Source organism: Achromobacter sp. HZ01, from assembly GCF_003267925.1.
Taxonomy (GTDB): Bacteria; Pseudomonadota; Gammaproteobacteria; order Burkholderiales; family Burkholderiaceae_B; genus Achromobacter; species Achromobacter pulmonis_A.
The window spans coordinates 284,304-296,618 of sequence record NZ_LWKV01000002.1 but is presented as its reverse complement, the minus strand read 5'-3'; the positions used below and the strand labels follow the sequence as shown (position 1 = coordinate 296,618).

Genomic DNA, 12,315 nt, shown 5'->3' with positions numbered 1-12,315 from the left:
GCGGTTCCGGTGTGCGTCATAGGCCTTGCTTGGCTTCATTGCCCGGGATGTACGGACTCCAGGGCTGGGCGCGGATCGGTCCCTTGCTCTTCCACACCACGTTGAACTGGCCGTCCGCCTTGATCTCGCCGATGTAGACCGGCTTGTGCAGGTGATGGTTGGTCTTGTCCATCTCGATGGTGTAGCCGTCGGGCGCGTCGAACTTCTGGCCGCCCATGGCCGCGATCACCTTGTCCACGTCCGTGGTCTTGGCCTGCTCGACCGCCTGCTTCCACATGTGGATGCCGATGTAGGTGGCCTCCATCGGATCGTTGGTCACGACCGTGTCGGCGTTGGGCAGCTTGTTCGCCTTGGCGTAGGCCTTCCATTTCTCGATGAAGGCCGCGTTGACCGGGTTGCGGATCGACTGGAAATAGTTCCACGCGGCCAGGTGGCCGACCAGCGGCCTGGTGTCCACGCCGCGCAGCTCTTCCTCGCCCACCGAAAAGGCCACCACCGGCACGTCGGTGGCCTTCAGGCCCGCGTTGCCCAGCTCCTTGTAGAAGGGCACGTTGGAATCGCCGTTGATGGTGGAGATCACGGCGGTCTTGCCGCCGGCGGCGAACTTCTTGATGTTGGCCACGATGGTCTGGTAGTCCGAGTGGCCGAACGGCGTGTAGATCTCGTCGATGTCGCTGTCCTTGACGCCCTTGGAATGCAGGAAGGCGCGCAGGATCTTGTTGGTGGTGCGCGGATAGACGTAGTCGGTGCCCAGCAGCACGAAGCGCTTGGCCCCGCCGCCGTCTTCGCTCATCAGGTACTCCACGGCGGGAATGGCCTGCTGGTTGGGCGCGGCGCCGGTGTAGAACACGTTCTTCTCAAGTTCCTCGCCTTCGTACTGCACGGGATAGAAAAGCAGCCCGTTCAGTTCCTTGAACACCGGCAGCACGGACTTGCGCGACACCGACGTCCAGCAGCCGAAGACCGCCGCCACCTTGTCCTGCGACAGCAGCTGGCGCGCTTTCTCGGCGAACAGCGGCCAGTTCGACGCGGGGTCCACCACCACGGGTTCGAGCTTCCTGCCCAGCACGCCGCCGTTGGCGTTGATTTCGGCGATGGCCATCAGGGCCACGTCCTTGAGCGAGGTTTCCGAGATCGCCATGGTGCCCGAGAGCGAATGCAGGATGCCCACCTTGATGGTGTCCTCGGCGGCGTACGACTGCGGCATCCATCCCGACAGGGCCAACAGGCTCACGGCGGTCAGTTGCTTAAGGGCTAGTCTGCGTTTCATGGTGACTCCTGAAAGGGAAGGCGCCGGCCTGGCCGGCTGGAACGGCGGCTTGCTCGATATGCATGCCCGCCATGACCTCAAAGCAAAGCCCATGCCAGGTCGGTGAGGGGCCGTGGCGCGCCATGAGGCGCACGGGCGGGCAGGGCGGTGGGCGTGGGTCGATGTGGTGCCGCACGCACAACAAGGGTGCGAAAACGGCCCGTTCCGGTGCGTGCGCGGCGAACCGCCCGCGGCGCTTCCGGGCCGAACCGAGGATGGCGCCGGGGAGCAGGCCGACATGGCATACCTATTGCTTGGGAATCCATACGTGAATACCAACGAGGATCCCAGCATGAATGCCGCAGCAACGCAGAAAGGCCCTATCCGCAATCAGGCAGTCCATGACGGGCCGCTGGCCTGGACGATCGCGCAGTGGCAGGCCGCCTACCGCGACGGCGGCGCCGTGCCCGAGACGCTGCTGGCGCCGTGGGCGACTTGCGGCGGCCCCGCGGACAATGCCTGGATCGCGCGCGTGGATGGCGCCATGCTGGCCCGCCAGCTCCACGCGCTGCGCGGCCTGCTGGAGGCTGCCGGCGGCGACCTCGCGCGTCTGCCGCTGTATGGCGTGCCATTCGCGGTCAAGGACAATATCGACGCCGCCGGCTGGCCGACCACGGCCGCCTGCCCCGAGTTCGCCTATGTGCCGGACGAGGACGCCGGGGTGGTCGCCCGCCTGCGCGCGGCCGGCGCCATTCTGGTGGGCAAGACCAACCTGGACCAGTTCGCCACCGGGCTGGTGGGCACCCGCTCGCCCCACGGCGCCGTACCCAACGCCTTCGATCCGGCCTATGTGAGCGGCGGTTCCAGCTCGGGCTCGGCCTCGGTGGTGGCGCGCGGCCTGGTCGCGTTCGCGCTGGGCACGGACACCGCGGGCTCGGGTCGGGTGCCGGCGGGCTTTAACAACATCGTCGGCCTCAAACCCACCAAAGGCCGGCTCAGCACCGCCGGCGTGGTGCCGGCGTGCCGCACCCTGGACTGCGTGTCGGTGTTCGCCTTGACGGTGGACGATGCCGAACTCGTGGCCGACATCGCGGCCGGCCTGGATCAGCGCGATCCCTATTCGCGCGAGCAGCCGGCGCAGGCCGCGCCAGCCTGGCCCGAGCGGCCCAGGCTGGCCATTCCCGCGCAGCTGGAATTCTTCGGCGACGCGCAGGCGGCCGCCGCCTTCGAAGAGGCCGTGCGCCGGTTGAGGGACGGCGGGGCGGCGGTCGAGGCGATCGACTTCACGCCCTGCAGCGAACTGGCGGCGCTGCTCTATCAAGGGCCTTGGGTGGCCGAGCGTTTCGCCGCCGTGGAAGCGCTGTGGAATGCAACCCCGGACGCCATCCATCCGGTGGTGCGCGGCATCGTCGAGCAGGCCGCCGGCTACAGCGCGCTGGATGCGTTCAAGGCGGAGTACCGGCGCGCGGCGCTGGCGCGGCGCATCCACCGGTCGCTGGCGGGCTTCGACGCGCTGGTCGTGCCGACCTCGCCTGCGATCTACACCATCGCCGAGCTGGAGGCCGACCCGGTGACGCTCAATTCGCGCCTCGGCATCTATACCAACTTCGTCAACCTGGCCGACCTGTCGGCGCTGGCATTGCCGGCGGGGATGCGCGCCGACGGCCTGCCCGCCGGCATCACGCTGATCGGCCCGGCCTGGCACGACCGCGCGCTGGCGCGCTTCGGCCGCCAGTGGCAGGCGCGCCTGGGGCTGCCGCTGGGCGCCACCGGCGCGCCGCTGCCGGCGCCCGGCCCTGCCCGAGAGCCGGCCGCCGACGCGGTGCGCGTGTCCGTCGTGGGCGCGCATCTGCGCGGCATGCCGCTGAACCATCAGTTGACCTCGCGCGGCGCCGTGTTCGTCGAACGTACGCGCACGGCGGCCGATTACCGCCTGTTCGCGCTGGCCAACACGTCGCCGCCCAAACCGGGCCTGGTGAAGCGCGACAGCGGCGCGCCCATCGAGGTGGAGCTCTGGGACGTGCCGCTGGCGGCCTTCGGCGCCTTCGTGGCGGAGATTCCCGCGCCGCTGGGCATCGGCACGCTGGAGCTGGAAGACGGCCGCCAGGTCAAGGGATTCATCTGCGAACCGCGCGGCCTGGAGGGCGCGCGCGACATCACCGCTTACGGCGGCTGGCGCGCCTACCTGGCCAGCCTCGACGCCAGTCCCGCCCCGCTTCGCTAACACCCGCACAGACTTCTGGGAGCCGCAACGTGTTCGATACCGTTCTGATCGCCAACCGAGGCGAAATCGCCGTCCGCGCCATCCGCAGCCTCAAGCGGCTGGGCATCCGCAGCGTGGCCGTGTACTCCGATCCGGACCGCAACGCCGCGCACGTGCGCGAGGCCGACGTGGCCGTGGCGCTGGGCGGCGAGAAGGCCGCCGACAGCTACCTGCGCATGGACCTGCTGCTGGCGGCCGCGCGCGAGCATGGCGCGCAGGCGATTTATCCGGGCTACGGATTCCTGTCCGAGAGCGCCGAGTTCGCGCAGGCGTGCGAGGACGCCGGCATCGCGTTCGTCGGCCCCACGCCCACGCAGATCCGCGAGTTCGGCCTGAAGCACCGCGCCCGCGAACTGGCGGCCGCGGCAGGGGTGCCGATGACGCCGGGCACGGGCCTGCTGGGCAGCCTGGGCGAAGCGCTGTCGCAGGCCGAGCGCATCGGCTACCCGGTCATGCTCAAGAGCACCGCGGGCGGCGGCGGCATCGGACTGTCGCGTTGCGCCAACGAGGCCGAACTGACCGCGGCCTTCGATGGCGTGCAGCGCATGGGCGAGCATTTCTTCAAGGATGGCGGCGCGTTCATCGAACGCTACGTGGATAACGCCCGCCACATCGAGGTGCAGATCTTCGGCGACGGCAGCGGCCGGGTGCTGGCGCTGGGAGAGCGCGACTGCTCGGTGCAGCGCCGCAACCAGAAGGTCATCGAGGAAACCCCGGCGCCGCGGCTGCCGCAGGCCACCCGGGCCGCGCTGCACGCGGCCGCGCTGCGGCTGGGCGAGTCGGTCTGCTACCGCTCGGCGGGCACGGTGGAGTTCATCTACGATCCGGCGCGCGACAGCTTCTATTTCCTGGAGGTGAACACGCGGCTGCAGGTCGAGCATCCCGTGACCGAAGAGGTGACCGACCTGGATCTGATCGAATGCATGCTGCGCGTGGCCGCCGGCGAGGCGCTGGACTTCGACGCCATGTCGCGCGCGCCGCGCGGCGCGGCGATCGAGGTGCGCCTGTACGCCGAGGATCCGCTGCGCCAGTTCCAGCCCGCGCCCGGCGTGTTGACCGAGGTGTCGTTTCCGCCCGGGGTGCGGGTCGATGGCTGGGTCTCGACCGGCACGGAGGTGCCGGCATTCTACGACCCCATGCTGGCCAAGCTGATCGTCCACGCGCCGACGCGCGAGCAGGCGCTGGACCGGCTGGCCGAGGCGCTGGCGCGGACCCGGCTGCATGGCATCGCCACCAACCTCGACTACCTGCGGCAGATCGTGGACGACGCGCGCTTTCGCGCCGGCGAGCTTTCCACGCGCTTTCTGGACGGCTTCGTCTACCGGCCGGCCGCGATCGAGGTGCTGGAGGCGGGCACCTACACCAGCGTGCAGGACTATCCGGGGCGCGAGGGGTATTGGAACATCGGCGTGCCGCCGTCGGGGCCGATGGACGATTATGCGTTCCGCATGGCCAATCGCATCGTCGGCAACGCGCCCGACGCGGCCGGGCTGGAAACCACGCTGGTCGGTCCGACCCTGCGATTCCATGGCGACGCCATCGTGGCGCTGACGGGCGCGGCGTGCGCCGCCACGCTGGACGGCGAGCCGCTGCCCATGTGGCGGCCGGTGGCGGTGCGCAGCGGCCAGGTGCTGTCCATCGGCCGGGCGCTGTCGGGCTGCCGCGGCTACCTGGCCGTGCGCAACGGCCTGGACGTGCCGGTCTATCTGGGCAGCCGTTCGACGTTCGCATTGGGCCAGTTCGGCGGCCACGCCGGGCGCACGCTGCGCGTGGGCGACGTGCTGCCCCTGGTGCGCCCGGAACTGGCGGACGCCGCGCCGGCCCTGTCCGCGCCGCAGGCCGCGCCGGCCGAACTGATCCCGGCCTATGGCGACACCTGGGAAATCGGCGTGCTCTACGGTCCCCACGGCGCGCCCGATTTCTTCCGGCCCGAGGCCATCGAAGCCTTCTTCGCCGCCGATTGGGAAGTGCACTACAACTCCAACCGGCTGGGCGTGCGCCTGATCGGCCCCAGGCCGGCCTGGGCGCGCGAGAATGGCGGCGAGGCCGGCCTGCATCCGTCGAACATCCACGATTGCGAATACGCCATCGGCAGTATCAATTTCACCGGCGACAGCCCGGTCATCCTGACGCGCGACGGCCCCAGCCTGGGCGGCTTCGTCTGCCCCGCCACCATCGCCCGCGCCGAACTCTGGAAGGTCGGCCAGGTCAAGCCGGGCGACCGCATCCGCTTCGTGCGCATGGACTACGCCCGGGCCGTGGCGCTGGAGGCGGCGCAGGACCGGCGCGTGGCCGAACTGGCGGCCGCACCCGAGGCCGCGGCGCGCGCGCCGGCGGCGGCGTCCGAGGCCATCGTGGCGGCGCTGCCGGCTCGGGGGTCGCGTCCATCGGTGACCTACCGCCAGGCCGGCGACGGCTACCTGCTGCTGGAATACGGCGACAACGTGCTGGACCTGGCGCTGCGCATGCGCGTGCACCTGCTGATGCAGGCGCTCGACGCCGATCCCGTCGCCGGCGTGCGGGAACTGTCGCCGGGCGTGCGCTCGCTGCAGATCCGCTACGACAGCCACACGATCGCGCAGGACGCGCTGATCGCGCGCCTGCTGGAGATCGAAGCCGGCCTGGCCGACGTGGCCACGCTCAAGGTGCCCACCCGCGTCGTCCATCTGCCGATGGCGTTCGAGGACTCGGCCACGCTGGGCGCCGTGCGGCGTTACCAGGAAACCGTGCGCGCCGAGGCGCCGTGGCTGCCCAACAACGTGGATTTCATCCAGCGCATCAACGGCCTGGAAAGCCGCGAGCAGGTCCGCGACATCGTGTTCGGCGCCAGCTACCTGGTCATGGGCCTGGGCGACGTGTACCTGGGCGCGCCCTGCGCGGTGCCGATCGATCCGCGCCACCGCCTGCTGACGTCGAAGTACAACCCCGCCCGCACCTTTACCGCCGAAGGCACCGTGGGCATCGGCGGCGTGTACATGTGCATCTACGGCATGGATTCGCCCGGCGGCTATCAGCTGGTCGGCCGCACCCTGCCCATCTGGAACAAGTTCCTGAAGAACCCGGTGTTCCAGGACGGCAAGCCGTGGCTGTTGCGCTTTTTCGATCAGGTGCGCTTCTATCCGGTGACCGAGGCCGAACTGGACGCGCTGCGCGCCGATTTCCGGGAAGGCCGGGCCGCCGTCCGCATCGAAGAGGAAGTGTTCGACTTCGCCGCGCACCAGCGCTTTCTGGCGCACCAGGCCGACAGCATCGCCGCGTTCCAGGCGCGCCAGAAACGCGCGTTCGACGCCGAGGTGGCCTTGTGGAAGGCCGGCGAGGCCGAGGCGGCGCAACACGCCGCCGAGACCGAGCCAGACCTCGAACCGCAGGCGGCGCTGTCCGAAGGCGAGCGCCTGGTCAGCGCCGATATGTGCGGCAACGTCTGGAAGATTCCGGTTCAGGTGGGCCAGAGCGTGTCGGCCGGCGACACGCTGGTGGTGGTCGAGGCCATGAAGATGGAGCTGTCCGTCGTCGCGCCCGCCGCCGGCACCGTCGCCGCCATCCGCTGCGCGCCCGGCAAACCGGTCAATGCCGGCGATCCGCTCATCGTCCTGGCCGAAGACGTTTCCTGCCCGGTGAACTGACCATGCGCGGGGAACTCATTGCGCCCGGCTCGGCGCTGCGGCAGGCGCCGGCCCTGGCCCGATCGCTGGCCGAGCAGGTCTATCAACGGCTCAAGGCCGACCTGTTCGACTTCCGTCTGCTGCCGGGCGAACGCTTTACCGAGGCGGATCTGGCGGCGCGCCTGGGCGTGAGCCGCACGCCGGTGCGCCTGAGCCTGGCGCGCCTGGAACGCGAGGGCTACGTGCTGCCGCGTCCGCGCAGCGGCTGGCAGGTGCGGCCCTTCGACTTCGAGCGGTTCGAAGCGCTGTACGACGTGCGCGTGGTGCTGGAGCAGGCGGCGGTGCAACGGCTGTGCGCGCGCGAGCGCGTGGACCAGGCCGGCATGCTGGACGCGCTGCGGGACGTATGGCTGGCGCCGCCGCGCCAGCGCATCGCCGACGGCCGGCAGGTGGCCCAGCTGGACGAGGCTTTCCATTGCGCGCTGGTGGCCGCCGCCGGCAACCCCGAGATGACGCAGATCCACCGCGAAGTGACGGAAAAGATACGCATCGTCCGGCGCCTGGACTTCACCCAGGACCGCCGGGTGGACGCCACCTACGACGAGCATGCGGCCATCCTGCGCGCGGTGCTGGCGCGGCGCGCCGACGAGGCAGCGCAAATGCTGCGCGAGCATATCGGCGCGAGCAAGGCCGAAGTACGCAAGATCACGCTGCACATGCTGCAACAGGCGTGCGGCGGCCGCGCAGCGGGCTAGCCCTGCAGCTGGCGGTAGACCTCCTGCGACACGCGCTGCAGTTCCTCGCGGCTGACCGCGCCGGACAGCGCGTAGCCGAACTGGCCCTCGACCCAGTAGAACACCCGCACGGCGCCTTCCTGCGTGAACTGGAAGGCGGTTTTTTCTCCGGTCGCCTCGCGCGTGACGTACAGCGTCAGGCGCTGCCCGTCGGGGGCGCCGTACATGAAGAGCGCGACCGGGCCGGCGCCGCCGGGCAGCAGGCGTCCGCCCATCAGCTCGTAGCCGGCCTGCGACAGCGAGGGCGCGCGCACCGGCGCGCCCATGCGCTTGGTCAGCCACTTGACCAGGCCCGCTTCGTTGTCCACGCCAACTTCCACCGGGCGGCCCATGTCGGACGCGTAGACCGCGTGGGCGATGGCGGCGCGCTGCGCATAGCCGCCGGCGGCGCGTTCGGGCGCGGCGGCGGCCAGCACCGTCTGCAGGTGGCGGGCGTCCATCGCGCCGCGCGCCATCCAGGCCGCGCTGGCGCTGATCGCGGCCACCGCCACGCCGGCGGCCAGCGCGCGCCAGGGCCAGTGGCGCGCCGGCGGCGCCAGCGGCAGGCGCAGCGGCAGCGGTTCGTCAAGCACGGGGTCCAGCAGCGCGTGCAGCGCGCGGCGCTGCGCCTTCCAGTCGTCCACCCGCGCCTGGTCGTGCGGATGCGCGCCCAGGAAGGCCTCGACCTCCGCATGGCGCGCCGGCGGCAGCTGGCCGTCGGCATAGGCATGCAGATCGGCCTCGGTGATGGGGGCGCCCGGGCCGGGCACCGGGTGCAGGCGTTTGTCGTTCATGTTATTTCACGCGGTGGAGCCGGTTGGAGGTATCGCGGCCCTGCATCAGCGCGCTCAGCTTTTCGCGGGCGCGCGACAGGCGCGACATGACCGTGCCCAAGGGCACGTCCAGTATCTGTGCGGTTTCCTGATAGGAAAGATCCTCCACGCATACCAGCAGCAGGACTTCGCGCTGCTCGGCGGGCAGGGCCTGGAGGCAGCGCTCGAGGTCGCGGACTTCCAGGCGGTCGGTCTGGGTGGCGCGCACCGGCGCGTCGGGCAGGTCGCCGGCGGCGGTCTGGTCCACGCGCCGGCTGTTGGCGCGCACCCCGTCGATGAAATGGTTGTGCATGATGCCGAACATCCAGGCGCGCAGCTCTCCGCGCCGCTGCCAGCGCGAATAGCGGCTCCATGCGCGCTCGAGCGTGTCCTGGACCAGGTCATCGGCCCGCTGCGGGTCGCCCGTCAGCCCGCGGGCGTAGCGCCGCAGGCTGGGGATGCAGGCCAGGATCAGGGCTTCGTCGTCGGGGCGCATGGAGCGGCGACGCGGGATCAGGGCTTGGCCACGTGCCAGACTTCCTTGAAGTTGTCGCCGGTCTTGTCGCCGGCCTTCGCATCCTTGGCGTAGGTGTACAGCGGCTTGCCCTTGCTGGCCCATTGCTTGCTGCCGTCGTCACGGGTGATGACGGTCAGGTCGCCGCTGGGCTTGGCGTCGGCGGCGGCCATGACGGGCGGCCAGATCTTGGCGCACTGGTCATTGCAGGCGCTCTTGCCGCCCGAGTCCTTGTCGAAGGTGTAAAGCGTCATGCCGGCGCTGTTGACCAGCATGCCGTTCTGGGTCTTGACGGCCTGGGCCTGGGCGCCGGCCGAGAACAGGGCGGCGGAAGCCAGGGCCAGGATTGCGACGTAGTGTTTGCGCATGGTGTGCCTCGCGGATAGAAAAAGTGGGGACTGCCTGACACAGACGCTGCCGGCCCCCGGCTTATTCCCGCTACACGAAAAAATATCAGCCGGCCTTCCGGGGGAAGTAGCGCATTTCGGTTTCCAGCGGATGCTCCTCCACGGGGGTGAAGCCCAGCGATTCGTAGAGACGCCGGGCGGGATTGCCATGCAGCACGCCCAGGTCGACCGTCGCCGCCCGGGAGTCGGCCTCTTGCAGCAGGCCGGCCAGCAGGCGCCGGCCCAGGCCCCGCCCCTGGAACTCGGGAGCGATCTGGATCTGCACCACGCGCCAGGCCGCGCCGTTGCGCGTAGCCTTGAACAGCCCCGCCTTGCGGCCGTCGGCCCAGACGATCCGGGCGTCCTCGAAGCGGTGGCGGATACGGACCAGGTGGTAGGCGTCGTCGCTGGGCGCGCCGGCGCGCCGCAGGTGCTCGGTCATGGTGGACTTGCGCAGGGCCAGCAGAAAGGGCAGGTCGGCTTCGGTGGCGGGCGCCAGCGTCAGGGCAGGGGAGGCGGTCATGGGCGGGCGGCAGGTGGCAGGGGCGCGGGCGCCATCGGCCCGCAGATCCAGTTTATAGAACCGCCGGGGCGGTGTTGCCAAGCGCAGGCGGCGGCGTTCCTGCCAGGCGAGCAGGGTGGAATGCGGCCACAGTTCCGGCCGCGCCACGTAGCCGTGTTTGACCGGATTGGCATGGACGTAGCCGATGCAGGCGGTCAGATCCGACTCGTCGCGCACCGTGTGTTCCCAGTAGCGCCGCTGCCATATGCCGCGCTCGCGGCGCGCCGATGTGGAAGTGCGCGTCGCGCCCGGCAGCGCGCGCGAAAAGCGGGTCTTGATCCGGCGCCAACGGTTCGGATAGTCGCTGTCGCCCTGCGGCAGCCGCCAGACCATGTGCAGATGGTCCGGCATGATGACCGCGGCAAGAATCGCGAATGGCGCCAGCCGCTGTTCCGCGCGGATGCAGGCTTTGAGCAGTTCGGCGCGCTGCACCAGCAGCCAGGTTCCGCGCCGCCGCGCGGCCACGGTGAAAAAGTAGGCGCCGCCTGGAACGTAATGGCGTCTGTAGTCGGTCATCCCGGCTCCTCGATAAGCCGGTCAAGCATGGGCCGGCGCGGCCGTGGCGGAGGGCGGGGGTGTCATATCGGTCCGTCGCGGGTGGCCGTGAGGTTGGCGCGTGATGGGTGTCGCGCGTTCGATGATTGGTTTCTTTTGGAAGTCGTCTCGCGCTATACCCATCCTACGGTTCCCCGGCCTCCGTCAATCCCGTAGGATGGGTATAGCGCGAGATTCACCGGGCAAGAACACGAATGCCCAGCGCGCGACACCCATCAGACCCCGCCAGAACCCTCAAACAACCCCAACGCATCGGCATCGAAATGCCGCAGGTTCGGAAACACCAGCTTCAAGTCCTCCGGGCTGGCCCCGAACCATTTCCCCAGCGAGGCGCCGAGCTGGTCCACCGCCAGGGTAGGCAGCAGCCGGCCGTTGTCGACGAAGCCCGGGCCGTCGCGCGCGATCTCGGGGTGCTGGCCGTAGTAGCGGCCGCCCTTGACCGCGCCGCCAAGCACGAAATGGTGCGAGCCCCAGCCGTGGTCGGAGCCGTTGCCGTTGGAGCCCAGGGTGCGGCCGAATTCGGATGCGGTGAAGGTGGTGACCTGGTCGGCCACGCCGGTGGCCGCCAGCGCCTGCTGGAACGCGGCCAGGGCCTGGCCCAGTTCGCGCAGCAGCGCCGGGTGGGTGTCGTTCAGGCCGGCGTGGTTGTCATAGCCGTTCTGGGATACGAAGAACACCTGGCGCCGCGCGCCCAGCGCCTGGCGCGCGCCGATGATGCGGGCGACGATCTTCAGCTGCTGGGCCAGGGGCGTGGAAAAATCCCCGGGCACCGCGACGCCGGCGAGCGCGGCGCGCAGGCGGGCGTCGGCGTCGATGGACTGGGCCGCGATGCGCGACAGTTCGCGTTCCATCAGGTGTTCGCGCGGCTGGGTGATGAGCTGGCGCAGCAGCGCGGTGCAATCGCTGGAGCCGTACATGTCGCGGCCGAGCAGGTCGATGGGGGTCGAGCCGTGGATGCCGACGCGATATCCCGCGACCTGGCGGCCGGCCAGCAGCACGGTGCTGCCGCCGGCGGTGATGCCGGTGAACGTGCGCTGCGCGTTGGCGTCGGCGAACAGGTCGGTGAGCCGCCCGGCCCAGCCCGAGGACGCGCCTTCGGGGGCCAGCGCCTGCCAGTACGACTGCTGGTCGTTGTGGGAGAACAGCTTGGGCGGCAGCGGCACGCGCGCGCCGATGTATTCGGCCTTGGTGGTCGGCACGACCAGGGGGCCGATGTTCAGCAGCACGGCCATGTCGCCGCTTTCGTACAGCGGCTTGAGCGGCGCCAGCGACGGCGCCAGCGCGAATTGCGCGCCGCCGGGCGCGGCCTGCCTGCCGCGCAGCGCGGTCGCCTGCAAGGCGTCTCGCGGCAGCGCGATGTCGGTGCGCGCCTGGGCGTAGGCCCGGTATGCGGGCGCGTCGAACGGCACCAGCGAGTTGTACGGGTCGTTGCCGCCATACAGGAAGACGCAGACCAGCGCCTTGTAGTCATTGGGGGCGGACTGCGCGGCCGCCGCGCCCAGCGCCGCCAGATTCAGCGCCAGCGGGGCGGCGGCATGGGAGGCGCCCAGCGCGCAGGCGCGGAGCAGGAATTCACGGCGGCTGGCGTTTTTCATCTGC

At 70.3% G+C, this 12,315-nt stretch carries 9 protein-coding genes; 3 read left to right on the top strand and 6 right to left on the bottom strand.

Translation table 11 applies throughout. The features are described from left to right. Positions 1 to 16: 16 nt before the first annotated feature. Positions 17 to 1,270: an urea ABC transporter substrate-binding protein gene (gene urtA / locus A6B37_RS10480; protein WP_111825703.1), complete on the bottom strand. Its 1,254-nt coding sequence runs from the start codon at positions 1,268 to 1,270 to the stop codon at positions 17 to 19. 331 nt (positions 1,271 to 1,601) lie between these two features. On the opposite strand from urtA, the gene atzF reads away from it, so the two are divergent. The 3 genes from atzF to A6B37_RS10465 are packed head-to-tail and all read left to right on the top strand — an operon-like array spanning position 1,602 to position 7,869. Next, a complete protein-coding gene (gene atzF, locus A6B37_RS10475; protein ID WP_111825702.1) occupies positions 1,602 to 3,473 on the top strand; it encodes an allophanate hydrolase in 1,872 nt (623 codons plus the stop codon). A 29-nt stretch (positions 3,474 to 3,502) separates the two neighbouring features. Next, positions 3,503 to 7,135, top strand: coding sequence for an urea carboxylase (gene uca / locus A6B37_RS10470; RefSeq protein ID WP_111825701.1), 3,633 nt, complete (start codon positions 3,503 to 3,505; stop codon positions 7,133 to 7,135). A gap of 2 nt (positions 7,136 to 7,137) precedes the next feature. Beyond that, positions 7,138 to 7,869: a GntR family transcriptional regulator gene (locus A6B37_RS10465; RefSeq protein WP_111825700.1), complete on the top strand. Its 732-nt coding sequence runs from the start codon at positions 7,138 to 7,140 to the stop codon at positions 7,867 to 7,869. Here A6B37_RS10465 and A6B37_RS10460 read toward each other — a convergent pair. From A6B37_RS10460 to A6B37_RS10435, 5 genes are all read right to left on the bottom strand, one after another. Next, complete coding sequence (locus tag A6B37_RS10460; protein WP_102773758.1) at positions 7,866 to 8,681, bottom strand: anti-sigma factor; 816 nt, start codon at positions 8,679 to 8,681, stop codon at positions 7,866 to 7,868. The genes A6B37_RS10465 and A6B37_RS10460 overlap by 4 nt on opposite strands. A gap of 1 nt (position 8,682) precedes the next feature. Then, entirely contained in the window at positions 8,683 to 9,195 is a 513-nt protein-coding gene (locus A6B37_RS10455; protein ID WP_102773757.1) for an RNA polymerase sigma factor, read from the bottom strand. Between the two features lie 17 nt (positions 9,196 to 9,212). After that, the gene (locus tag A6B37_RS10450; RefSeq protein ID WP_111825699.1) at positions 9,213 to 9,581 is read right to left on the bottom strand and encodes a hypothetical protein; all 369 of its coding nucleotides are present in this window, start codon (positions 9,579 to 9,581) and stop codon (positions 9,213 to 9,215) included. An 85-nt stretch (positions 9,582 to 9,666) separates the two neighbouring features. Further along, the gene (locus A6B37_RS26330; RefSeq protein ID WP_348639088.1) at positions 9,667 to 10,677 is read right to left on the bottom strand and encodes a transposase; all 1,011 of its coding nucleotides are present in this window, start codon (positions 10,675 to 10,677) and stop codon (positions 9,667 to 9,669) included. Between the two features lie 254 nt (positions 10,678 to 10,931). After that, positions 10,932 to 12,311: a DUF1501 domain-containing protein gene (locus A6B37_RS10435; RefSeq protein ID WP_111825698.1), complete on the bottom strand. Its 1,380-nt coding sequence runs from the start codon at positions 12,309 to 12,311 to the stop codon at positions 10,932 to 10,934. Positions 12,312 to 12,315 lie beyond the last annotated feature (4 nt).